This is a genomic window from Streptococcus agalactiae (genome assembly GCF_949788565.1).
Classification (GTDB): Bacteria; Bacillota; Bacilli; order Lactobacillales; family Streptococcaceae; genus Streptococcus; species Streptococcus agalactiae.
In genome coordinates this window covers 674,864-701,340 of the sequence record NZ_OX460931.1, presented here as the reverse complement: position 1 = coordinate 701,340, position 26,477 = coordinate 674,864, and the positions used below count along the sequence as shown (strand labels likewise).

The window sequence follows — 26,477 nt, the reverse complement described above, 5'->3', positions numbered from 1 at the left end:
CCTACTTTAAAAATTTTTGAATCCCATATCCCACTCCGTCTTCATCATTAGACTTAGTTAGTTGATATGCTATCGCTTTGATATCATCAAAAGCATTATCCATAACAATAGGGTAACCTACCATTTCAAGCATAGACAAATCATTATGTCCATCTCCAAATGCAGCCGTTTCTTCTCTAGCTAACTGCTCTTTTTGAAGGATGGAAGCAATTCCTTTAGATTTTTTGGCTAAGAGATGTGTAATTTCAAGATACGCTTTACCTGAGCGTTGAATAGTAATTTCTGGTAACTCCAAACTCTGAAGATATTTTTCTAATTCTAGCATATTTGCTTCATCGAAAGTAATCATCATAATTTTAAAAGTATTTGTGTGACCTTCTAAAAACTGATCCTCATTATGAATAAACGTTGGGCATTGTTGAGTTAAACTATGTTCGTATCGGATTCCTTCATCTATTTTATCACAATACCAGTTATTAAGATCGTAATAAGATAAACTAACTTGAGGAAAATGAAACCGTATTCCTCTTAGCAATTGTTTTACTGTGCTTTTTTTAATGATTTGTGTATGAATAGGTAGAACTTGATTATTATCTCCTATTCTATAAATCAATCCTCCATTAAAAGCAACTTGGACTCCTCCTAATTGAAGTGCATCTACGGCATCCTTCATTTCCATAGGTGCCCTAGCAGACACTAAAGTTACTGGAATCGCTGCCTCACGTATTAAGGTAGCGTTACTTTTACTCACTTGTCCTTCACTATTTAATAGTGTACCATCCATGTCACAAAAAATACGTTTGATAGTCATAAAAATACCTCTCTTCTTCTGAAATCAGTATAAATGCTGGAACCCGTTCCATGTCAAGCTTAAAATTACTGAATTCTTGAGAAAAATAGATTGTATTTAACAGATACGCAATCATTTTAATAAATCAACGAACTGTCTGAATATGCCACTTCCACCATCCTGTTAGCCTAATTGTGCCTGATTGATCCGTTCGGAAAATCTTGCTTTTAATCTTTTGGAACCTTTGTAAAGTCTCTTGATGAGGATGCTGGTAACGATTATTTTTACCAGCTGACACTAGAACCACACTAGGAGACAACTTTTTCAGAAAGGATAGACTTGATGAGCCCTTAGAACCATGATGTCCTGCTTTAAGGATATCTACTGATAAATTAGGATAAGCTTCTAATAACTGCTTTTCTCCCTCTTCCTCCAAATCACCGGTAAATAAGAAGCCTTTTCCTAATAAATGTCCATATAAAACAATTGAATCATTATTTTTTCCATCACCCTTGTGCCATGGGTAAAGTACTTGTAAATAACTTCCCATGACAGCAAGTTTATCACCGGCTTCTATAGATTTTACCGCTACACCTATCTTTGATAAACGCTTAACGTACTGCGAATTCGTTAAAGAACCTGAACTTGTAATCAAACGTGCAACTTTAAAATGCTTTGAGATAACTTCCATATCCCCCATATGATCTGTATCGGTGTGAGTTATCACTAAATCATCTATCTTGCTAATGCCTCTGCTTTTCAAGTAAGGAATGAGCGTTCTCTCAGCATTAGACTGATTTACTTTTTGTTTCCATTCTTCAGGCTGTTCAAATCTCAACCTTCCCCCAGTATCAATTAAAATTGTTTTTCCTAACCAATCCCTCACTAAAATACTATCTCCTTGTCCAACATCTAAAATCGCGACCTCGTTAGTAATTGGATTCTTAGTGATAAAAAACAAGGTAAAGATAATAAGAAGGGAGCAATAACGAAAACATTTAGAATGATAATAATCATAAAGTAATCCCAAAATTATAATCATGACTATTAAAAGAAAAAGGCTGGGCTTTCCAAAAATAAGTGGCCTTGGAAACAGTTGCCCAGTCCATTTTAATAACACTTCTAGGATTTCAAACAAACTATTAATACAACCTAATTTAACGATAGGCGATAAGACAAATATAACAGTTAATAAAGGCAAAAATATAATATCAAATGCAAAAGATAAAAGTGCTGTTAATATAATTGATATTGGTTGAAAACCCGAAAAATAGTAGGTTAGTATGGGAAGAATTCCTACAGAGACTGTCAAAGATTCGATAGCTACTTTTTTTATACTCGAAAAATGATCAAAGGAGGTCATCGTAAGTATAAAAGCATAAGCAAAGCTAAGAACTCCTCCCGTAGTCAAAAGTGAGTGGGGGAGAGAGATAAGACAAATTAACAAGCAGAGAGCAAAGTTCTCATCTTTCTTGACACCGCTATGTGATAATAAAGATTGAATAAGTGCCCTAACGACTGAGATACTAAAGCCTGTTAAACCAGCATAAATTAGCGAGAATGGTATTTGAAGTAACCAAACATGGTCTAGACGTAAGCCAATACGTAGACAGATATAACGAAAAATACCGAGAAAAAAACCTACTTGCATACCTGACAAAGCAAATAAATGTATAATACCTAGACTACTATATAAATCGGACATGTTATCAAAGGTCTTATCTAGATATCCAAACAAAAGTCCTGACATATAGTGACGCATAGGATTTGGAAAAGTTTGACTAATAACAATTGCACTTCTACGCCACTTAGACATAAGAGCAAAGAAAGACCTATGTTGAGATAAGCGTATCTGTTTTATCTTTGTCACTTTGGCGATACGATAAATTCCATGTCTTTTTAAATACTGACGATAATCAAAGCCATTAAAATGCCTTCTCTCCTCTGCTTCTTCGAGTTTGATATCTGCAATGATCATTATATTATTATCAAGATTTTGAAAATAATCTTTCTCACTTTTATTTTTTAATGTGTAAAAAGCTTGATAAGTGTTACCTGAAGCATCTGCCTGGAATGATAAAACATCACCATTGATAGAAATAGTATCAATACGCACTTCAATCTGGCTAATATGATTCGGTACTCTTTGATATTGGACATTCATATTGTGATTTTGCCATAAAAAATAAAATAAGAAAAAAATTACTATTGCTATTGTTTTAAAAATAGTTTCACGATCATATTGATAAATCAGAAAAATAAAAGTAAATAAAAGAAAGGCACAACCAAGCATTGTCCAAGAAAACACTAGTAAGTAAATTTGGAAGACCAACAATGCTAAATAAATAGGTTTTAGAGGAAAATACTTAGTCAATTGTAACATCTTGACGTAATTTTTCTAGTGTTTTCTCACCAATACCTGATACGTTTTTGAGGTCATCAATAGTTTTAAAACCACCTTGACTATCACGATAATCTAAAATATCTTGAGCTCTTTTAGCTCCAACGCCTGATATGGTCTGAAGACTTGATAAATCTGCTTTATTAAGATTAATTTTCCCCTTACTATTTCCCTGAGTGGCGATATTATTTGCTTTCTCCTCTTCCACAACAGTTATTTTTTCACCTTTTTGAGCAACATAGATAACCGTCTCATCTTGTAATTTCTGTGCTAGATTAACGGATTTACTATCAGCGAGATTGCTTAGTCCACCTGCACGCTTAATCGCATCTGTTACACGACTTTGAGAAGGCAAACTATAAACACCTGGATGATTGACTGCCCCTTTTACGTCAACCGTTACTTGATTAGATACTTTATCTTTGACGTGACTAATCATTGGTACCTTTTTTTCTGTTATAGTTGATACTTTTTTCTCTAAATTGATATTTAAATCGTCTTCTTTATGATGAGTGCCAAAATGATTTAAACCCAAAATTCCAAACAATAAGAGTCCTACAATAATTCCTGTTGTCTCCCATTTATGCGATTTAATTTTTTCCAATACTATTTCAAACATAAAAATATTCCTCCATTTACTTATTCGTAACTAAAGAGATTTTCCTATTAAAAACAAAAAAACTATTTACTAAAAAGTAAATAGTTTCCATGTAACCCTTATTTTAGATGGTTTTGTGGATCCCACACAAAGCTTGCTAAATAACTAAAAATTAGAGTTAGGACAAGCAAGACAATAGCTATAATTGCTAAAGGTAGACGATAAATATAAGTCAATGGATTTAATTTCTTACCATCATCATAAGTTTCATTTTCTCTATCTAAACGATCAAATTCTTCCTGAATACGACGAGATACTTCTGCAATCCCTTCGGCATCCATACGCTTAATATCAGAAACATCAATAGGGTTACCAAAATTCATATCAACACGATGCCCCTTTAATAGATTTTTAAAAACCATAGGACCTCTATATGCTGCTGGCATAATTCTGACTTTTGCCATTTTTGCAATAACAGCTACGCCTCCTTTGACATCTTTAGAGCGGCGGCTTCCACTCGGAAACATCACCAAAGAACGGTTACTATTTTTCAGCATCTTTACAGGATATCGAATAGCATCTTGCCCTGGCTTTTCACGATCAATAGGGAAAGCACCGCACATTTTAATCCACCAACCAAACAAACGATTCGTGAATAATTCTTTTTTGGCCATAAAAATAAACTGTTTGGGTCTAGCAGCAAAAGCCATGTACACAGGATCCCAAAATGTTCTGTGTGGAGCTACTAAAATATAATTTTCATCATCTTTTAACATTTTATCTTCATTATGATAGTGCGCATTACCATTAGCCACCCAAATCAAGAACATAACTAAAGTACGTAAGTAAGTATAGAACATGTTTCTCCTCTACCTTTCATCAAGTAACTTCTATTTTATCATGCTTCCTTTTTTTTAGAAAGAATTATCTTAAAATCAACCTCCACACTTTCAAAACTAGTGCTAGGAAGCTGTAATTTTGCTATAATAAGCCTATGATAGATACAATTTTAAAAGAAAATGAACGCATTGATCAGCTTTTTTCAACTGATGTCAAAATCATCCAAAACAAAGAAGTTTTTTCCTATTCCATAGATAGTGTTTTATTGTCTCGGTTCCCTAAACTTCCTTCTCGTGGTCTTATCGTTGACTTATGTAGTGGTAATGGTGCTGTCGGTTTGTTTGCCAGCACCAAAACAAATGCGACAATTATAGAGATCGAACTACAAGAGCGCCTTGCGGATATGGCTAAGCGTTCGATTAAGCTCAATAAATTGGAAAAACAGGTTACTATGATTAATGATGATTTAAAAAATCTTCTTGATCATGTTCAACGTTCAAACGTTGATTTAATGCTTTGCAATCCACCTTATTTCAAAACAAGCGAAACCTCTAAAAAAAATCTAAGCCCGCATTATCTCCTTGCAAGACACGAAATAACAACAAACCTTAGAGAGATTTGTCAAATTGCTCAACATGCTCTAAAAACAAAAGGACGTATCGCTATGGTACATCGTCCAGACCGTTTCCTTGAAATTATTGATACGATGCGTCAGTTCAATTTAGCACCTAAACGTATCCAATTTGTTTATCCAAAATTAGGAAAAGATGCTAATATGCTTTTAATTGAAGCTATTAAAGATAGCTCGACAGAAGGTATGAAAATACTTCCTCCTCTTGTTGTTCATCAAGATAATGGAGACTATACTGAGACTATTTTTGATATATATTTCGGAGAAAACGGAAAATCTTATGATTAAAGTTCCTGCTTATATGTATGTTTTAGAATGTTCAGATGGAACACTTTATACAGGTTATACTACAGATGTCAAGCGCCGTCTCAATACACACAATACCGGAAAAGGTGCTAAATATACTCGTGCGAGATTGCCAGTAAAACTTCTTTATTCTGAAGCTTTTAATAGCAAACAAGAAGCAATGAGGGCAGAAGCATTATTTAAACAAAAGACTCGGCAAGCAAAATTGACTTATATTAAACAACATAAAAATGAACAATAATACGATAATATACTAAGTGTAATGAGCCTATCCTCGCTTCTTTAACTTTTAAATTTCAACCTCACTTTAACCTTTTGTCTTCATTCTTAAAGTTATAAGGCAATTTTATGGATATCACTATCTACGCTTTATCTTACACAAAATAAAAAAGGAGTCGCTCAGCAACTCCTTTTTCGTAATCCTCTTATTTATCGCCTTTGTTGCGAATAACAAATCCAGTTTGTTTTTCACTTGAAGTGTTTTTATGAGGTTTTTTATTTTCTTGACGACGATTATCTTTCTTGAACTTATCATCACGACGTTTAAAATCACGACGACCTCCACGATCATCACGGTCACGATTTCCACGACGATCACCACGATCATTGCGTCGACGATCGCCACCACGGCCATTACCTCGTCCACCTTTACCTTTAAAGCCACCACCTGATGGTTTAAATGGTAATGGTTTTTCACGTGTGATTTCAACTTCTGGTAACGATTCTGGATCCTGAACTGTTAAGCTTAAGACATAAAGAGCAAGTTCTTCTGGTGTGTATTGAGTTGCTAATTCTAAAGCATCGGCTTTAAATTTATCAAATTTAGAAACTAATTCCTGATCCTCAAAGTCACGTGCAATACGTTTTAATGCAACTTTTTTCTTAGCCTGAAATGCTTCGCTTGCAGTAGCAGGCTTCATTCCAGTCATACGTTTTTTAGTTAAGTTTTCAATAATTGTCAAATATCCCATTTCGTTTGGTGAAACAAAAGTGATAGATTGACCAGATTTACCAGCACGACCAGTACGTCCAATACGGTGAACATAACTTTCTGGATCTTGGGGAATATCATAGTTGTAAACATGTGTAACGCCTGAAATATCTAAACCACGCGCAGCAACATCTGTGGCAACAAGAATATCAATATGGTCATTTTTAAAGTCTCTGATAACACGAAGACGTTTATTTTGATCTAAGTCTCCATGAATTCCTTCTGCTCGGAAACCACGTAATTTTAGACCACGAGTTAATTCATCTACACGACGTTTCGTACGTCCAAAGACAATTGACAATTCTGGTTGATCAACGTCCATCAAACGTGTCATAGTATCGAATTTTTCATTTTCCTTAACACGAACATAATACTGATCAACATTCACATTAGTTAATTCAGTTGCTTTAATTTTAACATGCTCAGGATCTTTCATGAATTTAACCCCGATACGTTTGATTGGATCAGGCATTGTCGCTGAGAATAAAAGAGTTTGACGTGCTTCTGGTACACGACTAATGATTGCTTCAATGTCCTCTAAAAATCCCATGTTAAGCATTTCGTCTGCTTCATCAAGAATAAGAGTTTCGATGTGATTAAGTTTAAGTGCTTTACGTTTAATTAAATCAAGTAATCGACCTGGAGTTCCAACAACAACGTGTGCTCCTGAACGTAATGCCTTGATTTGTTTTTCAATACTTGACCCACCATAAACAGAGCGGACCTTAACACCTTTATCGCGTCCAAAACGGAACAATTCTTCTTGTGATTGTACTGCAAGTTCACGTGTAGGAGCAATAATAAGTGCTTGAATAGTATTATCTTCAGTATGAATTTTATTTAAAGTTGGTAACCCAAAAGCTGCAGTTTTTCCTGTACCTGTCTGCGCTTGACCAATGACATCTTTGCCTTCAAGAGCAAGTGGGATAGTCATTTCTTGGATTGGTGATGGCTCTACAAAGCCTGCTTTTTCTACCGCTGAAAGAATATCTTGCGATAAGTTAAGTTCTGTAAATTTCAAATGTTTCTCTTTTCTAAAAGACAGTGCGAAGCTGCCTTATGAACCTTTATTAGTTATCTTTTCTGACAACCTACTTAGTGTAACACAATTAAAAGTAAAAAGATATAAAATAAGGTCAATCTAATAAATAACACGCTTTCATAAATTGCTAGTTCGATTAGTTGCTTCAGAAAATAGAAAAAAGGCAATAAAAACCCTCCATCTATAAAGAAGGAGGGTTCATAGTTTATCTATCTAGAACGCAACGTCTGCTTCACTTGGAATCTCCTTAGTGATATAGTGACGAATCTCTTTACTTGTTAGTACTTCTTTAAGTACTTTTATTTTATCACTATTTTTATTATCTTCACGAGCTACCAAGGCACCTGCAAAACGGATATCTGGTTTTTTCTCATATAATAATCTATCCCTTTTAGGAACTAGATTGATTTTTGTCACATATCCAGGGAAATTAAAGACAAGGTCATATTCAAAATAGGCCTGATTGAGGTTAAGTAATGCTACAGGTTCAATTCGTAATTTTTTAGGGTTAGTAATAATATCTTCGATAGCCTTGGTCTTTTTGGACGTATTCTTTAAGGTGATAAGTTTCTTTTCTTGCAATAATAGCAGAGCTCTAGTCATATTGGCAGGATCAGACGGAATCGCTACCTTAGCACCGTCTTTAAGCTCGGCAATATTTTTCAAATGTTGACCATAAAAACCAGCCAATGAATGATAAATTGGTGTAATTGACACTAGATGACCATCATTTTCCTTATTAAAGATACTCATGAAAAATTCATGTTGTAAAAGGTTAGCATCATGTTCTTTGTTTTCTAAAGCAATGTTAGCCTGAATATAGTCAGAGACCATGACAACCTTTAAAGTATATCCTTTTTCTTTTACATTATCTTTAACCAAATCTAAAAAGGTAGATGTAGGTTTGCTGTAAGTTGCAACAGTAATCACCTTTTCTTTACTATTCTTATCTTTAATTTGCTTAGACGACATTGCTTGCTTAGTACATGCCACTAAACATAAAGACATCATGATTAGACATGTTAGGGAAAGTAATTTTTTCATAGTTCCTCTTTTCTTTTATTTTCTTGAGTAGCGGTTTGCTATAAAATAGCCCAAACTCTGTAAGATAAACACATATATTATAAATAAGACAATAATCAAGTACATAACTGGGTAGTCATACTCTTGATAGCCAAAACGATAGGCATATTCACCCAAACCTCCTGCACCAATAACTCCCATTATTGTCGAGTAGCCAAGAATACTTATAGCCGTTGCAGTAAATGATAAAACAAGGTCAATCTTGATGGAGGGGATTAAAAAATAATAAATTATCTGTCTCTTGTTAGCCCCTAGACTGAGAGCTCGATCTACAACAACTTGAGGTATATTTAATAAAGCTTGTTCCACATAACGTGCATACAAACTGACTGAAACCAAAGTAAGAGGTAAGATTGCCGCTATCGTTCCAAATGAGGTCCCAAAAATTAATCGATTGAGAGGGATTAAGATAAAAATAAAAATAAGGAAAGGGACACTCCGTAACGTACCTAAAAATAAATTTAGTAGTTGATAGGCTAAAGAATGTTTAATCAAGTAAGACTTTCTCAATGAAAACAATAAAATACCTGTTGGAAAAGCAATTAGAAAACAAAGAATCAAGGTTAACCCTAACATTAAATTGGTTTCCCAAAATGATTTTAAGATACCTTCGCCATGTTTTTCAATAATGTCAATCATGTAACAAAAACTCCTTTACTTGATCTACGTAGTTTGACTTTAATTGATTCAGAGTTGCTTTCACTGGAACAACAGTATCTACAATAGTCTGGTGATCCAAAATCATTACACGATCACAATATTGTTTTAAAAGAGATAGGTGATGAGCAATCATCAAGATAGAGATACCATATTTTTCACGAAGATCAGACAACAAGTTAAATATCTCTTTTTCACTATTAGTATCTAAGGCAGAGCTGATCTCATCACATAGAATAAGTTTCGGTTTTTGCAAAACAGCCATAGCGATTGCAACTTTTTGTTGTTGCCCACCACTCAAACTATGGCATTTCACCTGTTTTAAATCCATCAAACCTAAAAAATCTAAGATATCATTAATTGCGTCATGATTTACTTTTTGATGATTTAATTTATAAACTAAAGCTAGATGATAATATACACTTTCTCCTGCTAACAAATTATGATTTTGAAAAATATAAGCAATATCTTTACGCATCTGACGTAACTTATTATCAGAAAAAGACTTCACTTCTTTTCCTTGATAATAAATATTTCCTTTATCATAAGGGATTAAGCCATTAATCATCTTCAAAATAGTACTCTTTCCAGTACCATTAGAACCAATCAGACCAACTATCTCGCCTTCTTCTATATTAAAAGAAATATCATCTAATCTAAACTGTGATTTTGGAAAAATTTTCCCAACACTCTTTAATTCTATTATCATTATTTAATACTCCTCAAAAAAATATCTTATCAAAAAAATATAGCGTTTTCAAAATATATGCTTGAGGCCTACTATACTTCAAAATAAAAGCAGTGATAAAAATCACTACTTTTATTTTGAAAATGAGAATTTAGCACTATTAAAAGTTATAATTAAAACAAATAACTCTTAGTATCAACATTGCTAAATTGTTTATTTTAAAACAGCTGTCGCCAAAGCTTTCTGTATACTCACTATGTTACGGTCGTTCTTAAACTGAAGTACTTCTGCTGGTTCTATTGCTGATGATATCCAAATCTTTAACTCAGCATCTAAATCAAAATGACCACTAGTTTCCACTGTAAAACGTGATATAGAAGCATAAGGTATAGAATTATAAGAAACCTTTTTACCTGTCACCCCCTGTTTATCGACTAAAATTAAACGATAATTAGTAAAAACAATCAAATCACGAATTAAAGTATAAGCTAAATCAACCTGTTCATCTGGAATCAGAATATCCGATAACTGATTCTCGACTTTATCGGTATCCATTTGTGAAGCATTTCCTATTAATCCCGAAAAAATTCCCATGTTAATCTCCAATCTTTTCTATGTATTATAACTATTTTAGTCTAAAAAACTTAAAAAGTCACTCAAATTTGAGTGACTTTAAATTTTACATTTTTTCTTCAAGCTTCACATCAGGATACTTATCAGCAAACCAGCGAAGTGCAAAATCATTTTCAAATAGGAAAACTGGTTGGTCAAAACGATCTTTTGCCAAAATATTTCGGCTTGAGGACATGCGTTCGTCTAAATCGTCTGAGTTAATCCAACGTACAGTCTTTTTACCCATTGGTGTCATAACAACTTCAGCATTGTATTCACCTTCCATACGATGTTTAAAAACTTCAAACTGAAGTTGACCCACAGCACCCAGCATGTATTCGCCTGTCTGATAATTCTTATAAAGCTGAATCGCTCCTTCTTGTACTAATTGCTCAATACCTTTGTGGAATGATTTCTGCTTCATAACATTTTTTGCTGATACTTTCATAAATAATTCTGGGGTAAAAGTTGGTAATGGTTCAAATTCAAATTTATTTTTCCCAACCGTTAAGGTATCCCCAACTTGATAAGTTCCTGTATCATAAACCCCGATAATATCCCCAGCAACAGCATTCGTCACATTTTCTCGTGATTCTGCCATAAATTGAGTAACATTGGAGAGCTTAGCACCTTTACCAGTACGTGTCAAATTAACTCCCATACCGCGCTCAAATTCACCAGAAACAATACGAACAAAAGCAATACGGTCGCGATGACGTGGGTCCATGTTAGCTTGAATTTTAAAGACAAAACCTGAAAAATCTTTAGCTAAGGGGTCAATAACATTACCTTCTGTAGTCTTGTGACCATGAGGTTCTGGAGCAAACTCCAAGAAAGTATCAAGAAAAGTCTGAACTCCAAAGTTCGTAAGGGCAGAGCCAAAGAATACTGGAGTTAGGTCACCATCAAGAATAGCTTGTTCTGAAAAGTCATTACCTGCTTCTTGAAGAAGTTCAATATCTTCTTTGACTTGTTCATAAAATGGATTATTGGCAAACAGCTGATCGCCGTCTTCAATACTTGCAAAACGCTCGTCTCCCTTATAGAGTTCTAAACGTTTATTATGTAAATCATAAAGCCCTTCAAATGATTTCCCCATACCAATTGGCCAATTCATTGGATAAGAAGCAATACCTAGTACTTCTTCTAACTCTTCAAGCAAATCCAATGGCTCACGTCCATCACGGTCCAATTTATTAATAAACGTAAAAACCGGAATATTACGATGCTTAACAACTTCAAAAAGTTTTTTAGTTTGAGCCTCAATACCTTTAGCCGAATCTACAACCATGACAGCTGCATCCACAGCCATTAAAGTCCGGTATGTATCTTCCGAGAAATCCTCATGTCCAGGTGTATCCAAAATATTAACACGTTTATCCGCGTAATCAAATTGCATGACAGATGAAGTAACAGAGATACCACGTTGCTTTTCAATATCCATCCAGTCGGACTTTGCAAAAGTACCTGATTTTTTCCCTTTTACTGTCCCTGCTTCTCTAATTTCACCACCAAAATATAATAGTTGCTCAGTAATAGTCGTCTTACCAGCATCCGGGTGAGAGATGATGGCAAAAGTACGGCGTTTTTTGATTTCGTCTTGTAATGTCATATTCAATCCTTAGCTTTTATCCATTTCCTAGTATTATTTTCAGTAGTCTCAACTGAAACAATAATCTTGTCTATAACTTTATTATTATAGCGAATTTAACAACATTCTTCAAGTTCAATCTATTTCCGAAGAAAGAAGAGAAGCCTGTGTCTAAAGACCCAAGCTTCTAAAATAAATTATTTTGATCGTGATTTTTTAAGGAAGCCTAACATAATCGCTAACCCTGTTACAATAAAACCAACCAAAGTTAAAATACTAATGGCTTGATCACCAGTTTTAGGCAATTTTTTAGCTAAGGCTGTCATAGCTTTTGGCTTAGCACCTATAGCCTTAACACTTGACTTCAAACTAGAAGATTGACTTTTCGTGAACTTCTTAGGAGAATCGTCCTTTTTATTTTTAATTGGTGCTGTTGGTTTCGAAGTAGGTGGTACTGGTTTTGGAGTATCTAAGAGTTCCTTTTCCTTCTCTTGGTTCATTTCTTTATCCAATTTATCAGGAGTAACAGGTTTTTCTTTCTTAATTTGTTTATCTGTTAGAAAAACACTGACATCACTACCAACAAGGGCAGTTTTAGACATCTCAATACCATTTACAAAAATATTGTATAACGTTCCTGCCATTAATTTATTGGCGAACCTTGCTTTGCCATCTTTTTCAGTCAAACCTTTTGCAACAATTGTCCCATTTGAATTAGTTAATGTCACTTCTTGGTTTGCTATAGTATTTCCATTAGCATCGTAAACAGTTACAACCGCTGCTTCTGCACTAAATTGAGGTGCTTTGGTACCTTTACCATCTACATAGAATGCAGCCGCTTTATGAGAGCCTGCTACATCAGTTCGAAGAGTATAGCCCTTTGATTTTCCATCAATTGAAACACTGATATTTCTTGATAATGGTAGGTTGGTAAAGATAGCTTGTCCATTATCATTCGTTTTTAAAGAAGCAAGCGCTACTGCTTTACCATCAGTAATATCAGTCAACGTTACTTCTTTTCCCTTAACAACAAGTCCATCTTTATCTAAAGCAGTGACTGTAAAGGTAAAATAATCTTTTTTAGGTGCAACATTAACATATGCACTTCTTGATTCTCCAGGTACAATATCACCAATTTTTTTCCCATCAACAAAATATTGGTAGAATGTTCCATCTAGTAAACGATCAGTAAAGCGAGTTAATCCATTGTCACCAGAAACCAAGCTAGCAATCTCACGACCAGCTTGTGTTTTTAAGGTAACTGTCCTGCCTGAAACAGGTTCAGCATTTTGGTCTCTCACTGTAATGTCTATGGTTTTTTTTGAATACGTTGGCTCATTTGTCCCTACTCCTGTTGCTGTAAAACTAGCTGCTTTACTAGAGCCTGCTACGTCAGTTCGAATAGTATATCCTTTTACTTGTCCATCAACAGACACACTAAGGTTACGTTTTATAGGGAGATTATTAAAAATAGCTTGTCCGGCATCATTCGTTTTCACACTTGCAATAATTTTAGGCTGACCACTTGTCACCTCTGACAAAGTTACCAATTTTCCCGGCAAGACACGCGTCTGACTATCTACAACGGTTGCTACAAAACGGAAACCTTGTTGTGCACTTGCTGCCATTACTGGTGTCTCAGCTTTAACGTTCACAGGTAATTGAGACGTTAATACAATACCTGATAATGCCGCTACAGTTACCAAACCTAATTTGGTATTGAATGATTTATTCATTACTATTTTCCTCCAGAAAAAATATATTTCAAAAATAATTAACCGGTTAAGTTTTTATTACGTACTATATCTTAGCAGATTAATAATTAGCGGTCAATCATAAAAATAGCTAAAAATGAAAAACATTATCCAGCTATTTATTTTTTAATAGCTAGATAATATAATAATATTAAAATAATTAAGATTCTTCTGTTTTAAGACTAGCTCTCATTCTCACTTTTTGGAAAATTTGTTTAACAAATAGGACGAGAAAACTTAATAGAGTTGTCACTATCAAAAGGTTTAAAAAGGGATTTGTTATTCCTAGTATTGGTGTCTTCATCATAAAGCCATAATTTCCCCCAGTCAAGAGGTTAATAAAAATCAAAGACAGATTAATGAGAAGCGTTAGTTGTATAATCAATTTTGGATTTAATTTGTCCAAATTGGACTGTGTCATCAGATGTAGTAAACTAAGGACAAATAAAGCAAAATGTCCAATAAAGAAGAAAATATTAGTCACATGTAGAAACTGGTAAGGGTAAAAGTCTGGGTGAATCATTGCCAATACTCCACCTACTACTCCTAACAATGCGAAATAATCCTTTAATATTCTAGGCCTCGCTAAGAGAACGACAAACATGCCTATTCGACAATGGTAAAGGGGAAGACTTTCAGATAAAGGCAATTTTGCCCAGAAAAACCAAGTATAAATCGTAATTAACTGAAGTCCTAAAAGGATACTCCAAATAGTTTTATACAAAGGCTTATCTCTATTAACCAAAGTCAGCCACATCAGAAAAGGTAAGACAGATAAAATCAAACTATGGATAAGTAAAGGCATCTGCGGAATCTCTGTTCTGATATTAGAAAAGAATTCTATCATTTTAGTATTATCTTTCTATCATTTTTTTACTAGATACTTAGTATATCAAATTATTTGCTATAAGACAAAACTATTTTTCAAAGAAAAAACTCTTTGGCAAAACCAAAGAATTTTAAATTAGATATATACTACACAACTTTAGTTGTTAATTTTCTTAAATATAGAGATAACAATAATCCGAATAAGAATAAAAAACCAAAAACCATTAATGTTAATTGATAGGAATTTCCCCATGAATATGTCTTTGATAACAATAGGGGCCCAAACAAACCTGCTATTGCCCATGCTGTTAAACTATAACCATGTAAAGTAGCTAATTCCTTTGTTCCAAAAATATCACTTAGATAAGCAGGTAATAAGGAAAAACCTGCACCATAACAAGTCATTAAAATAGACATCGCTATTGCAAATACAATAGCATTGAATGACAAAAATAAACTAGAAGTCATAATAAAGTTCACAATAAATAATATTATAAAGGTCAACGGGCGTCCAATGTAGTCAGAGAGACTTGCCCATAACAGACGTCCAAAACCGTTAAATATCCCTAGTACCCCTACTAATAAGGCTGCAGATTCTGCGGAATAGCCTGCTAAATCTTGTGCCATTGGTGAAGCTGCTGATATTAAACCTAAGCCACACGAAATATTAATAAACAAGGTCAACCAAATGATGTAAAAGGTTTTTGATTTTATAGCAACGTTTGCTTTTAATCCAGTGATAATTTGTGAATTCATAGCATTCTTTTTACCATCGTGAGTCAAAATAGTTATTTTTTCCTGAGGTGGTTGTTTAATAAATTGTGAGGCAATCATCATGACAAAAAAATATACTAATCCCAAAATATAAAATGTTTTACCTACACCAATCCTAATCATTAAGGATTGTGCAAGTGGACTTGTTACTAAAGAAGCAAAGCCAAATCCCATAATAGCGAATCCTGTTGCTAGTCCCCTCCTATCAGGAAACCATTTAATAATAGTCGATACTGGAGTAATATAACCTGAACCAAGTCCGATTCCTCCTAAAATACCGTATGCAACATACAGTAACCATAACTGCTGAGTTTCAATGGCTAAGCCTGTTAACACATTCCCTGCTCCATATAAAATAGCAGAAATCATTCCCATTATCCTAGGACCAAAACGCTCTACTAAGTGTCCCATAAAAGCTGCAGACATTCCTAGACAAAAAATAGCCAAACTAAAAGCGAATGAAACTGATGAAATATCCCAACCAGTCTCTGAGATGATTGGGTTACGAAACACACTCCAAGCATAAGTTGATCCTAGCATTAAATGTAAAACGACTCCAGAAACCGCAACTACATAACGATTTAAATTTTTCAAATAATCCTCCTAAAAACGAACTTAAGTTTTATTTTTAAAAATATAGTTCGTAATAAACAGATTATCAAAAAACTGAATATATCACCAGTTTTCTGCTTAGCATATCTATTTCCTCAATAAAACTGAATATTATTCGTGATTAAAAAACAAAAAAGTTAGGGTAACTTGTTACCCTAACCCCTCTATTATCCTACTTCAAGAATATCAACTATTTTAGAAAGATTCATTGAGTTAGAACCTTTTAATAATATTTGATCTTTCTCCTTAAGAGTATCTTTTACTTTTGCAAGCAATTGATCAAACTGATCCACTTCTTGATTCTTTTTAAAGAAATACACTTTACCAATTGGGAACATCTGGCTTGCTAATTGAGCCAACCCCTCAATATCCTGGCCATAACAAATCAAAGTATCAATAGAGTCAGGTCTGATACTCATAATCATTTGATTATGTAAATCCACAGATTGTTCTCCCAGTTCTTTCATATCAGCTAAAAGAGCAATCTTCTTTCCACCATCATTATTGGGAATAGCTGAAAAGGTTTCTAGTATCAATCGCATAGCCGTTGGGTTAGCATTGTAAACATCTGATAAAATATCTGCTCCATTGGCTGATTTCTTCCATTCGGTGCGATTACGAGTTAGTTGAAGATTTTCTAGAGCATCCACTATATCTTCTTCTGCTACTGCTAATAATTTTCCAACATAGGCAGCGATCATCGCATTAGTTGCATTGTACTTACCAGGTACTGGTATACGTAATTGGTGCTCCAAAGCATTAGTTTTAAAAGTTAAGGAATGTTTTTCTTCTTTGAGTTCTGTCACCTGCAATTCTTGGTCATGACCAAAACGAATAGTCATCTGGTTTGCTGGAAGATATGGATCAATAATTGGATCTCCCGGTGCAATTAATATGCCATCTGAACTCATACCATCTGTGATTTGCATTTTCCCTTCTGCAATCTTTTCTCGACTACCAAAAAATTCTAAGTGTGCTTCACCAATCAAAGTAACAACAGCAATACGTGGTTTTGCAATTTCAGATAACACATGGATATCTCCAAGATGATCCTGTCCCATCTCCAAAACAATTTTTTCGGTATCTTCTGGCATGTGTAGCACAGTATATGGTAAGCCAATCTCGTTATTGTAGTTTCCTTGTGTTTTATAGGTCTTGTATGTGGTTGATAAGATTGCAGCTATCATATCTTTAGTTGTTGTCTTACCATTTGAGCCAGTTACTGCAATAACATCAACGTTCATCTTTTCAATATAATACTGTGCCAAGACTTGAAATGCTTTAAGTGCATCAGACACTAAAAGATAAGGATGACCTTCTATTTCCTTCTCTGAAATGGTTGCTATTGCTCCATTATCAAAAGCCATCTCTATAAACTCATGTCCATCTCTTGCTCCTTTTAAGGGAAGAAATAAGTCACCTTCACTGATATTACGACTATCAAATTCAATATTTCCCAGGGGAACGTCTTCAAACTCTGATACTTGATTTTTAGCGCCAACTACTTTAGCAACTTCATGCAAACTAAGCTTCATATCATTTCCTTTTCTATTATTTAGCAACAATGTTGTAGATAGTATGCTATCCCTTATAAACGAATATACTCCTAAATTATAACACACTTTCATAACATATCATAGATTTGAAAAAGCTCAACTAAGAAAGACTTAGTTGAACTTTTTTAAATTAAATGACTCTCACGTTTTTCAAACATTTCTTTAGCTAACATAACTAACTTTTCAATCAAATCACTATAAGTTAGCCCCATATTTTCCCAAAGCAGAGGATACATTGACCACTGAGTAAAACCGGGCATTGTATTCAGTTCGTTTAAGAAGATTTGTCCATCTTTCGTCAAAAAGAAATCACAGCGTGATAAACCACAAGCCCCGATTGCTTTAAAAGCTTTACTTGCATATTGACGCATTGCTTCCATAGTTGCTTCATCAACTTTAGCTGGAATATCCATAGTAATTTTATTATCAATATATTTGGCGTCATAGTCATAGAAATCGACGTCTTTAACAACTTCGCCAGGAAAAGTTGTCTTAACATCATTATTGCCTAAAATACCTACTTCAATTTCACGAGCTGTCACGCCTTGTTCAATCAAAATACGGCTATCATACTTGAGAGCTAAGTCAATTGCAGAGCGAAGTGAGGATTCATCTGTCGCTTTTGAAATACCTACTGATGACCCCATATTAGCCGGTTTTACAAAAATTGGGAAACTTAAAGTTTCTAAAGAGAGTTTAATCGCATGTTCCAAATCATCACCCTCAAAATAAGTTTGATATGCAACCTGAGGTACACCTACTGTTGCAAGGACTTGTTTTGTTGTAATTTTATCCATAGCCACGCTTGAAGATAGAATATTAGTCCCAACATAAGGCATCCTTAAAACTTCTAAAAATCCTTGGATAGAACCATCTTCCCCCATTGGTCCATGTAAAACGGGGAAAACAATTGCATTATCATCATAGATATCACTTGGACGAACCATTTTGTCTAAATCAACAGTTTGGTTTGTCATTAACTTTTCACCTGAAGATGGCATTTCATCAAATTCTTGTGTTTTAATAAATTGACCTACTTGCGTGATAAAATAAGTTTTAACAAAAAATTTATCATAATTAATAGCACGCATGACGCTTTCTGCAGACAGTACAGATACTTCACGTTCCGCAGAGCGACCACCGTAAAGCAAGATCAATGTTTCTTTTGACATATTTCTTCTCTTTTCTATCTAATCTAAGATTGACCTTTTAATAATACCATATTTTAACTTAACTTTCAAAAATCAATCCACTTAAAGTTAGTATTGTAAAAGAAAAAGTTAGGAGATTCCCAACCTTTTCTTTATAACAATTATAACTCTGTACGATTTTCGATTGCTCGAAGCAAGGTTACTTCATCTGCATATTCGATATCTGAACCAACAGCTAAACCTCTCGCTAATCGTGTCACTTTGATACCAGCTGGTTTTAAGACTCGTGAAATATACATTGATGTAGCTTCACCATCAGCAGTCGCATTGGTAGCAACAATAACTTCTGTCACCTGACCATCCATCAATCGAGTAATTAAACTTTTCAAATTAATGTCATCAGGGCTAATACCATTCATAGGTGAAATTAAGCCATGTAAGACATGATACAAACCATTATACTCTTGAATTTTTTCCATAGCTGACACATCTTTGCTATCTTCAACAACCAAGATAACAGACTGGTCACGCGTCTTATCTGTACAAATTAAGCAAGGATCATCATCAGTCAAATTACCACAAACAGAACAATAGGTTAATTCCCGCTTAGCAGCTAATAAATTCTTAGCAAATTCATTAACATCTTCATCACTCATACCAATAGTGTAAAAAGCTAAACGTGTTGCTGTTTTAGTACCTATACCCGGTAATTTTGAAAAGCTGTCAATCAATTTAGCAATTGGTGTTGGGTAAAGCATTCAAATGTCCTCTCTTATTGTCCTGTGAACTGTGAAATATATTGATCAATCATATCTCGTGCAACTAATTGATGGGATTTTGTTGTATCAGTTGTAACATGCGGATACATTACTGCTACTGCTATTTTACGATTAGTATCGTAGGCAATAGCGTTTAAGTTGTAGGTAGAAACTGTTTGTCCATTTACATTTTTAGCAAATGTTTCAGCGGTACCAGTTTTACCACTAATGGTTGTCACATTCCCCCTCATTGACGTACCAGTTGCATAGCCACTTCCACTATTGACAACGTTATAAAAACCTTCTTGAATAATGGCTAACTCTTGATCTGAGATAGCTATCTTATTTAGTGTTTTAGGAGTGATTGAACGAACCAATTGAGCGAACTTATTAGAATCATTCCCTTCATAGATATCTGAAACCACGTGAGGTGCTAAACGATTCCCATTATTCGCAATAGTTGAGATATACTGACCAAGTTGCATTGGTGTATAGGCATCATACTGACCAAATGATTCCATCAGAGTTGTTCCTAAGCTGTATTTTCCAGGTACATAACCTTCTGATTCAGGTAAATCTAATCCTGTAGAAACCCCTAAACCATATTCGCCGTAAGTTTTCCTTAGTTTAGCCATTGCTTCTTGATAGCCTCGATCAGTTAAAGCATCTCCTGTATTATAGTCTTGTCCCATTAAACGAAGTGCTACTTGAACCATATAAGTATTAGATGAATACTCTAGCGCTTGTGCCGCAGATATTGGAGTCAAACCTCGTGTAAACCATGACCGTATATTAGCAATTTCTTGGTCATAAAGTACTTCATTTCCTCTAAGAACTTTATTTTCCCATCCTGATGATAGCGTCGCACCTTTCACAACAGATCCTGGCGTGAAATTCTTAGCAATAGTGCCTAGGCTATCATCAACTAAATTCCCATGATCATTTTTAAGACCAGCCATTGCTAACACTTTACCAGTTGAAGGTTCTATAGCAACTGCATACATCCCTTCTGAAAAACTAGCGCGCCCACTAGATAATTCACTGCCATAGTATTGTTTCAAGATACTTTCTACTTTGTTTTGGTAATTAAGATCAATCGTTAATTTAAGATTTCTTCCTGACTTACCTTCTTGCGTAATATTATCTGAAACAACTTTACCTTTTTTATTAACAACTACTTTGCGAATTTGTCTGATTCCTTGTAAGTCATCTTCATATTGTTTTTCAAGGTAAGAAGTTCCCACTCGGTCATTCAGTGAATAACCTTTTTTCAAATATTTTTTAACTTCTTCTCTTGGTAAACCTGCCTTTTCTGTAGAAATAGTACCTAATATATCCGATAAAGAAGTTCCTTTTTTACGACGATGCCAATTACTTGTTACAGAAATTCCTAACAGTTCCTTCTTATCAGCATCCAGTTTCTTGATTTGATCATCACTTAATTCGCCTGTACTTAATTTCACTGAACCAAACGTTGGTGTCGCATTCATTTGGTTAAATAGGGCAACCACTTTTAACTCATCTTCGGAATAGTTAATAGCGCTCACTGGAACTGCAGCAACTGCATTTGCATATACGGTTGCTTCAGCTAGATGGTTACCAAATTTATCGTAACGTTTAGCATCTGGTAAACTTTCAACAACTTTTTTGTAGTTGGCTTTATCTGCTAAATAATAATCTCTCTTTGCTCTATCGCTTGAAGCAACTTCGGTTAAGGTAATGTAATGTGATAATTTATTCGCTAACTCTTTGATAGACTGAGATGAAATATTGTTTCCTCTAGAAAACGCCACAGTAGGACGTTCATCATTTTCAACCAAGGCAACTCCCTTAGCATCAAAAATCTGACCTCTCGCTTTTGATTCTTTCACTGTATAACTCGTAAGAGCTGTCAGTTTCTTCATGTAAAATGATTGTTGCCCAATCTGCATTTGCTCTAAACGAAGGATTAGAACAGTAAATAATAAAACAATAATAAAAAATAGAAGATTTAATCGTCTAGGTATACTAGCATTTTGCTTTTTTACAGTGAGACGATACCTTTTTTTACGATTCAACATTAACTCCTTGCTATAAAAACTCTGACTACTATTGTATCATAAAAATGGTTTTTTACAGACACTCAAAATGTTATAAATAATAAAAAATTCAAGCCAACTTGGCCTGAATTTTTTATATAAAGATTAGATTATTTACCTAAGTAATATTCTGAAACAAGGTTTAATTTTTCATCAAATTCGAAAACAAGTGGTGGGAAGTTAGGAATTTCAACGTCCATGATTTCATCATCTGACAATTGTTTGATATGTTTTACAAGAGCACGGATTGAGTTACCGTGTGCACCAACAAACACATTTTTACCATCTTTAAGAGCAGGAGCAATTTTATCTTCCCAGAAAGGAAGAGCACGCTCTAAAGTAACTTTTAGGTTTTCTGCATCTGGAATAACAGAATCATCTAGTGAAGCATAGCGACGATCAGTATGTGCTGAATGTTCATCATCTTTAGCCATATCTGGAGGCAATACATCATATGAACGACGCCAAATATGAACTTGCTCATCACCAAATTGTTCAGCTGCTTCTGCTTTATTTTTTCCTGTCAATCCACCGTAATGACGTTCGTTCAAGCGCCATGATTTTTCAACTGGTACCCAAAGTTGATCAGCTGCTTCAAGGGCAAGGTTAGTTGTTTTGATGGCACGTTTAAGAACTGATGTAAAAGCAAGGTCGAACTCAATACCTGCTGCTTGAATTAATTTCCCAGCATCAATAGCTTGTTGTGTACCTTTTTCTGAAAGATCTACATCAGCCCATCCAGTGAAAAGGTTAGCTTTATTCCACTCAGATTCACCGTGGCGTGCGAATACTAATTTTACCATTAGAAAATTTCTCCTTTAATTTTGGCTATACCAATATTTACTTTAACTATTCTACAAAAAATAGCCATAAAAATCTAGTCTGATTACTAGTTCAATAATCAAAAATAGCTTATTATTAACTATCTATAAGAAAAGGCATATCACCTAGAGTGCTATGCCTTTAGATATCCTGTGATTTATTTAACAAAATCTAATAAGGCAAGGAAGCTTTCTGCTTCAAGTGAAGCTCCACCTACAAGGGCACCGTCAACGTCTGGGCAAGCCATGTATTCTGCAACGTTTTCGGGTTTAACTGAACCACCGTATTGAACGCGAACTTTGTCAGCAACTGCTTGACCGAAGTCTGCTGCAACAACGTCACGAACTGCTTTACACATGTTTTGTGCATCGTCTTGAGTAGCTGATTTACCAGTACCAATAGCCCAGATTGGTTCGTAAGCGATAACAAGTGATGATACTTGCTCTTCTGACAAACCTGCAAGAGCTGCTGAAACTTGAGCACCTACGAATTCAACCGCTTTACCAGCTTCGTAAGTTTCAAGAGACTCACCGCAACAAATGATTGGAGTCAAACCATTAGCAAAGATAGCTTTTGCTTTTTTGTTGATATCTTGGTCAGTTTCATGGAAATAATCACGACGTTCTGAGTGACCGATAACAACGTAGTCTGTACCCATTTCAGCCAATACTTTAGGGCTGTTTTCACCAGTGAATGCACCTGAATTCTCAAAATAGCTATTTTGAGCAGCGATTTTCAATTCTGAACCTTTAGCTGCTTCAAGAACTGTTGATAAAGTAAGTGCTGGAGCAGCAATCCCTGCTTCAACAAGTTCTGATGATGGTAATTTAGAAGCTACTGCTTCGATGAATGCTTTTGCTTCTTCTGGATTTTTATTCATTTTCCAGTTACCAGCGATAAATGGTTTACGTGACATTACACATACCTCTTCTTTTTTTATTTACTAATCTATCATACCATAAATTATAGTTAATTAAAAGTTTCACGAGTCTAGTAAAACGCTTTAATTATAGATACTAAAAAAGAGTCCCTGAGGACTCTTCACAATTTGAGCTGTCTGACTCTAACTGCCGTTTGGGAACTTAATTAAGTTAAATTAAGCTTCGATTTCTGAAACGATACCTGAACCAACAGTACGTCCACCTTCACGGATTGAGAAAGTAGTACCTTGTTCTACGGCGATTGGGTGAATCAATTCAACTTCGATAGTAACGTTATCACCAGGCATAACCATTTCTGTTCCTGCTGGAAGTTCGATTGAACCTGTTACGTCAGTTGTACGGAAGTAGAATTGTGGACGGTAGTTGTTGAAGAATGGAGTATGACGTCCACCTTCTTCTTTAGAAAGGATGTAAACTTCACCTTTAAATTTAGTGTGTGGGTTGATTGAACCTGGTTTAGCAAGAACTTGACCACGTTCGATTTCATCACGTTGAACACCACGAAGAAGAACACCAACGTTGTCCCCTGCAAGACCTTCGTCAAGTTGTTTACGGAACATTTCAACACCAGTAACAACTGCTTTTTGGATATCTTCTTTAATACCAACGATTTCAACTTCGTCGTTGACACGAACAGTACCACGGTCGATACGTCCTGAAGCAACTGTACCACGTCCAGTGATTGAGAATACATCTTCGACTGGAAGAAGTAAAGGTTTGTCAGTATCACGTTCTGGTTCTGGAATGTACTCATCAACAGTGCTCATCAATTCCATGATGATGTCTTCGTATTTTTCATCGCCTTCAAGTGCTTTAAGAGCTGAACCTTGGATAACTGGAAGGTCATCACCTGGGAAGTCGTATTCTGAAAGAAGGTCACGAATTTCCATTTCAACCAATTCAAGCAATTCTTCATCATCAACAAGGTCAACTTTGTTCATGAATACGATAAGGTGTTTAACACCAACTTGACGTGAAAGAAGGATGTGCTCACGAGTTTGTGGCATTGGTCCATCAGTTGAAGCAACTACAAGGATAGCTCCGTCCATTTGAGCAGCACCAGTGATCATGTTTTTAACGTAGTCCGCGTGTCCTGGAGCGTCGATGTGGGCATAGTGACGTTTTTCAGTTTCGTACTCAACGTGTGCAGTGTTGATTGTGATTCCGCGTTCGCGCTCTTCTGGAGCAGCATCGATAGAAGCGTAATCTTTTGGTTGGTTAACTGAAGTAGGCAAGCGACGTGCCAATACAGTTGTGATAGCTGCTGTTAAAGTAGTTTTACCGTGGTCAACGTGTCCGATTGTACCAATGTTAACGTGTGGTTTACTACGATCGTATTTTTCTTTTGCCATTTTAGGAAAAGCCTCCAATAAAATATATTTTATAGATAGACGGTAGGCAATACAGTCTAACTTTACTTATCTATTTTAACAAAATCCTCTAAAAAAGCAAGTATTTTATGCTTTTTTGCTTATTTCTTTATTTCCTTAAAATTCGGGTAAGATTGATTGAGGCATTTGTTATCTCTTATATGTATTTTTTAGTAGTTATCATATAATCATATTGTTAAATACATCCTAATTTATAGTATTAGAATATTAATAGATACTTCTTTTCTTCAAATATCTTCTCTCTATTAATTAGAGTTTAAATTTCAAAAAATACAAAAATCGAGATTTTTATCTCGATTTTTGTTTGGATGATTATTTAAAGGCATCAAGGTTGATTATTTTTTCATTTTTTTCTTGTGGCTTATATTGCTCTTCTGCTTCTTTCATTATGAGTTCCTTTTTCTCGTTAGCATCAATATTAAGCACGAATCCGATAGCTACAGAAAGTACCAAGAGGCTGTTCCCTCCTTGGGATAAGAAAGGAAATGTCACTCCAGTTGAGGGGATTAACCCAGAAATACCACCAATGTTAACAAAAACTTGCATCAATAGCATTGCTCCAATACCAAGAGCGATCATTGAGTTGAAAGGATCTTTAGCCTTTATACCTACGTGCATAATACGTAAAATTAAGAAGAAAACCAAAGCTAAAATAAACCCTGCACCAATAACTCCTAATTCCTCAATAACAATTGAAAAGACAAAGTCTGTTGTTGCTTCTGGTAAGTACCCTAATTTTTCAATAGAATTCCCAAGTCCTCGACCAAACCAGCCACCGTTGCTCATTGCATAATATGAATTAGCCAACTGGTGTCCTGAATCTGTTAAATCTTTAAATGGGTCAAAAAAAGCATTAAATCGCTTAGCTACATAACCAAAGACAGGGACTTTAGCCATTGTCTCAACTCCAACAACTGCAATAGTTCCGATAAATAAAGTTGACCCCACGACGATTAGACCAAGTAAAGCTGAAAACCATCGATAACCAATACCACTAATACAGTACATAATAATGACCGTTAGAACAATTATCGAACCATTTCCTAAATCAGGTTGTGCAATTACCAAACCAATCATAAATAAAGAATAAAATCGCCAATCTTTTAGGTCGCTTAGTGATCTCGGAAGCCATCTCCCTTTTGTCAAAGCTTGATAATCATATATTTCTATCTTTTTTTGCCTTCGAGCAAAAGTAAACGCTAAATACCATACAATGATAACTTTTAAATATTCAGCAGGTTGAAAACTAATAGGACCAATAACAATCCAACCATGTGCTCCATTAACTTCTTGTGTGAAAAAGCGCGCTATTAGTAGCAAAAATACTTCTACCAATACTGCCATAGTCAACACTTTAGAATTTTTCAAAAAATTTAGTTTCAGTTTATAGATAAAGATAATTGCAACCAAACTGACTGCCCAAAAGACACCCTGGTTGATTACTGAACGAAAAGGGTTAGCTCCAAGCTGAATTAGAGTTGCACTAGTTGTCGAATAAATTACAATTAAGCCTAGAATAGACAATATCAAATAGGGAATGAGGATGGAATAATTCAGAAGATGCCTTTTATCAATTTTCATA

General features: G+C 34.9%; 23 protein-coding genes. 2 read left to right on the top strand and 21 right to left on the bottom strand.

What is annotated here, in order from left to right; translation table 11 throughout:
• Position 1: 1 nt before the first annotated feature.
• The 4 genes from QOR44_RS03740 to QOR44_RS03725 form a co-directional block, all read right to left on the bottom strand.
• Positions 2-811 carry a Cof-type HAD-IIB family hydrolase gene (locus QOR44_RS03740; RefSeq protein WP_000153216.1) on the bottom strand — a complete coding sequence of 270 codons (810 nt, stop codon included), beginning with the start codon at positions 809-811 and terminating at the stop codon, positions 2-4.
• 124 nt (positions 812-935) lie between these two features.
• Positions 936-3,173 carry a DNA internalization-related competence protein ComEC/Rec2 gene (locus QOR44_RS03735; protein ID WP_000939914.1) on the bottom strand — a complete coding sequence of 746 codons (2,238 nt, stop codon included), beginning with the start codon at positions 3,171-3,173 and terminating at the stop codon, positions 936-938.
• Positions 3,157-3,810 (bottom strand): helix-hairpin-helix domain-containing protein, encoded by a 654-nt coding sequence (locus QOR44_RS03730; protein ID WP_000461740.1) that lies wholly within the window; start codon positions 3,808-3,810, stop codon positions 3,157-3,159. The genes QOR44_RS03735 and QOR44_RS03730 overlap by 17 nt, the downstream gene beginning before the upstream one ends.
• 98 nt (positions 3,811-3,908) lie before the next feature.
• The gene (locus QOR44_RS03725) at positions 3,909-4,649 is read right to left on the bottom strand and encodes a lysophospholipid acyltransferase family protein (RefSeq protein ID WP_000500221.1); all 741 of its coding nucleotides are present in this window, start codon (positions 4,647-4,649) and stop codon (positions 3,909-3,911) included.
• A 134-nt stretch (positions 4,650-4,783) separates the two neighbouring features.
• On the opposite strand from QOR44_RS03725, the gene QOR44_RS03720 reads away from it, so the two are divergent.
• On the top strand, positions 4,784-5,548 hold the full coding sequence (locus QOR44_RS03720; RefSeq protein ID WP_000567424.1) for a tRNA1(Val) (adenine(37)-N6)-methyltransferase: 765 nt from the start codon (positions 4,784-4,786) through the stop codon (positions 5,546-5,548).
• Complete coding sequence (locus tag QOR44_RS03715; RefSeq protein ID WP_000598736.1) at positions 5,541-5,807, top strand: GIY-YIG nuclease family protein; 267 nt, start codon at positions 5,541-5,543, stop codon at positions 5,805-5,807. The genes QOR44_RS03720 and QOR44_RS03715 overlap by 8 nt, the downstream gene beginning before the upstream one ends.
• A gap of 184 nt (positions 5,808-5,991) precedes the next feature.
• Here the strand turns inward: QOR44_RS03715 and cshA are convergent, their stop codons facing one another.
• The 17 genes from cshA to ftsW form a co-directional block, all read right to left on the bottom strand.
• On the bottom strand, positions 5,992-7,578 hold the full coding sequence (gene cshA / locus QOR44_RS03710) for a degradosome RNA helicase CshA (protein ID WP_000673086.1): 1,587 nt from the start codon (positions 7,576-7,578) through the stop codon (positions 5,992-5,994).
• Between the two features lie 234 nt (positions 7,579-7,812).
• The gene (locus tag QOR44_RS03705; RefSeq protein WP_000735512.1) at positions 7,813-8,643 is read right to left on the bottom strand and encodes a MetQ/NlpA family ABC transporter substrate-binding protein; all 831 of its coding nucleotides are present in this window, start codon (positions 8,641-8,643) and stop codon (positions 7,813-7,815) included.
• A 15-nt stretch (positions 8,644-8,658) separates the two neighbouring features.
• Positions 8,659-9,321 (bottom strand): methionine ABC transporter permease, encoded by a 663-nt coding sequence (locus QOR44_RS03700; RefSeq protein ID WP_000565394.1) that lies wholly within the window; start codon positions 9,319-9,321, stop codon positions 8,659-8,661.
• Positions 9,314-10,048: an ATP-binding cassette domain-containing protein gene (locus QOR44_RS03695; protein WP_000582850.1), complete on the bottom strand. Its 735-nt coding sequence runs from the start codon at positions 10,046-10,048 to the stop codon at positions 9,314-9,316. Before QOR44_RS03695 ends, QOR44_RS03700 begins: the two co-directional genes overlap by 8 nt.
• Before the next feature lie 192 nt (positions 10,049-10,240).
• Positions 10,241-10,621, bottom strand: coding sequence for a PH domain-containing protein (locus QOR44_RS03690; RefSeq protein ID WP_000510899.1), 381 nt, complete (start codon positions 10,619-10,621; stop codon positions 10,241-10,243).
• A gap of 85 nt (positions 10,622-10,706) precedes the next feature.
• Complete coding sequence (locus QOR44_RS03685; RefSeq protein ID WP_000174824.1) at positions 10,707-12,251, bottom strand: peptide chain release factor 3; 1,545 nt, start codon at positions 12,249-12,251, stop codon at positions 10,707-10,709.
• 176 nt (positions 12,252-12,427) lie between these two features.
• Positions 12,428-13,966: an LPXTG cell wall anchor domain-containing protein gene (locus QOR44_RS03680; protein WP_001043080.1), complete on the bottom strand. Its 1,539-nt coding sequence runs from the start codon at positions 13,964-13,966 to the stop codon at positions 12,428-12,430.
• Between the two features lie 178 nt (positions 13,967-14,144).
• The gene (locus QOR44_RS03675; RefSeq protein ID WP_000569011.1) at positions 14,145-14,831 is read right to left on the bottom strand and encodes a YwaF family protein; all 687 of its coding nucleotides are present in this window, start codon (positions 14,829-14,831) and stop codon (positions 14,145-14,147) included.
• 128 nt (positions 14,832-14,959) lie between these two features.
• Positions 14,960-16,180, bottom strand: coding sequence for an L-lactate MFS transporter (locus QOR44_RS03670; RefSeq protein WP_000793484.1), 1,221 nt, complete (start codon positions 16,178-16,180; stop codon positions 14,960-14,962).
• Positions 16,181-16,365: 185 nt separating this feature from the next.
• A complete protein-coding gene (locus tag QOR44_RS03665) occupies positions 16,366-17,733 on the bottom strand; it encodes a UDP-N-acetylmuramoyl-tripeptide--D-alanyl-D-alanine ligase (protein WP_000777520.1) in 1,368 nt (455 codons plus the stop codon).
• Between the two features lie 146 nt (positions 17,734-17,879).
• Positions 17,880-18,926, bottom strand: a complete 1,047-nt coding sequence (locus QOR44_RS03660) for a D-alanine--D-alanine ligase (RefSeq protein WP_000032516.1) — start codon at positions 18,924-18,926, stop codon at positions 17,880-17,882.
• A 140-nt stretch (positions 18,927-19,066) separates the two neighbouring features.
• Positions 19,067-19,663 carry a recombination mediator RecR gene (gene recR / locus QOR44_RS03655; RefSeq protein WP_000966735.1) on the bottom strand — a complete coding sequence of 199 codons (597 nt, stop codon included), beginning with the start codon at positions 19,661-19,663 and terminating at the stop codon, positions 19,067-19,069.
• A 14-nt stretch (positions 19,664-19,677) separates the two neighbouring features.
• Positions 19,678-21,723, bottom strand: a complete 2,046-nt coding sequence (gene pbp2b / locus QOR44_RS03650) for a penicillin-binding protein PBP2B (RefSeq protein WP_000934656.1) — start codon at positions 21,721-21,723, stop codon at positions 19,678-19,680.
• 128 nt (positions 21,724-21,851) lie between these two features.
• Positions 21,852-22,544 (bottom strand): phosphoglycerate mutase, encoded by a 693-nt coding sequence (locus QOR44_RS03645; protein ID WP_000240135.1) that lies wholly within the window; start codon positions 22,542-22,544, stop codon positions 21,852-21,854.
• Between the two features lie 176 nt (positions 22,545-22,720).
• Positions 22,721-23,479 carry a triose-phosphate isomerase gene (gene tpiA, locus QOR44_RS03640; protein ID WP_000087883.1) on the bottom strand — a complete coding sequence of 253 codons (759 nt, stop codon included), beginning with the start codon at positions 23,477-23,479 and terminating at the stop codon, positions 22,721-22,723.
• Positions 23,480-23,659: 180 nt separating this feature from the next.
• Entirely contained in the window at positions 23,660-24,856 is a 1,197-nt protein-coding gene (gene tuf / locus QOR44_RS03635; protein WP_001040730.1) for an elongation factor Tu, read from the bottom strand.
• Between the two features lie 351 nt (positions 24,857-25,207).
• Complete coding sequence (gene ftsW / locus QOR44_RS03630) at positions 25,208-26,476, bottom strand: cell division peptidoglycan polymerase FtsW (RefSeq protein WP_000687014.1); 1,269 nt, start codon at positions 26,474-26,476, stop codon at positions 25,208-25,210.
• Between the last annotated feature and the right edge of the window lies 1 nt (position 26,477).

Excerpts from the sequence above, each read along its gene's own strand:
- QOR44_RS03740 (WP_000153216.1), bottom strand. The coding sequence starts at position 811 with ATGACTATCAAACGTATTTTTTGTGACATGGATGGTACACTATTAAAT.
- QOR44_RS03735 (WP_000939914.1), bottom strand. The coding sequence starts at position 3,173 with ATGTTACAATTGACTAAGTATTTTCCTCTAAAACCTATTTATTTAGCA.
- QOR44_RS03730 (WP_000461740.1), bottom strand. The coding sequence starts at position 3,810 with ATGTTTGAAATAGTATTGGAAAAAATTAAATCGCATAAATGGGAGACA.
- QOR44_RS03725 (WP_000500221.1), bottom strand. The coding sequence starts at position 4,649 with ATGTTCTATACTTACTTACGTACTTTAGTTATGTTCTTGATTTGGGTG.
- QOR44_RS03720 (WP_000567424.1), top strand. The coding sequence starts at position 4,784 with ATGATAGATACAATTTTAAAAGAAAATGAACGCATTGATCAGCTTTTT.
- QOR44_RS03715 (WP_000598736.1), top strand. The coding sequence starts at position 5,541 with ATGATTAAAGTTCCTGCTTATATGTATGTTTTAGAATGTTCAGATGGA.
- QOR44_RS03705 (WP_000735512.1), bottom strand. The coding sequence starts at position 8,643 with ATGAAAAAATTACTTTCCCTAACATGTCTAATCATGATGTCTTTATGT.
- QOR44_RS03700 (WP_000565394.1), bottom strand. The coding sequence starts at position 9,321 with ATGATTGACATTATTGAAAAACATGGCGAAGGTATCTTAAAATCATTT.
- QOR44_RS03695 (WP_000582850.1), bottom strand. The coding sequence starts at position 10,048 with ATGATAATAGAATTAAAGAGTGTTGGGAAAATTTTTCCAAAATCACAG.
- QOR44_RS03690 (WP_000510899.1), bottom strand. The coding sequence starts at position 10,621 with ATGGGAATTTTTTCGGGATTAATAGGAAATGCTTCACAAATGGATACC.
- QOR44_RS03685 (WP_000174824.1), bottom strand. The coding sequence starts at position 12,251 with ATGACATTACAAGACGAAATCAAAAAACGCCGTACTTTTGCCATCATC.
- QOR44_RS03680 (WP_001043080.1), bottom strand. The coding sequence starts at position 13,966 with ATGAATAAATCATTCAATACCAAATTAGGTTTGGTAACTGTAGCGGCA.
- QOR44_RS03675 (WP_000569011.1), bottom strand. The coding sequence starts at position 14,831 with ATGATAGAATTCTTTTCTAATATCAGAACAGAGATTCCGCAGATGCCT.
- QOR44_RS03665 (WP_000777520.1), bottom strand. The coding sequence starts at position 17,733 with ATGAAGCTTAGTTTGCATGAAGTTGCTAAAGTAGTTGGCGCTAAAAAT.
- QOR44_RS03660 (WP_000032516.1), bottom strand. The coding sequence starts at position 18,926 with ATGTCAAAAGAAACATTGATCTTGCTTTACGGTGGTCGCTCTGCGGAA.
- recR (WP_000966735.1), bottom strand. The coding sequence starts at position 19,663 with ATGCTTTACCCAACACCAATTGCTAAATTGATTGACAGCTTTTCAAAA.
- pbp2b (WP_000934656.1), bottom strand. The coding sequence starts at position 21,723 with ATGTTGAATCGTAAAAAAAGGTATCGTCTCACTGTAAAAAAGCAAAAT.
- QOR44_RS03645 (WP_000240135.1), bottom strand. The coding sequence starts at position 22,544 with ATGGTAAAATTAGTATTCGCACGCCACGGTGAATCTGAGTGGAATAAA.
- tpiA (WP_000087883.1), bottom strand. The coding sequence starts at position 23,479 with ATGTCACGTAAACCATTTATCGCTGGTAACTGGAAAATGAATAAAAAT.
- tuf (WP_001040730.1), bottom strand. The coding sequence starts at position 24,856 with ATGGCAAAAGAAAAATACGATCGTAGTAAACCACACGTTAACATTGGT.
- ftsW (WP_000687014.1), bottom strand. The coding sequence starts at position 26,476 with ATGAAAATTGATAAAAGGCATCTTCTGAATTATTCCATCCTCATTCCC.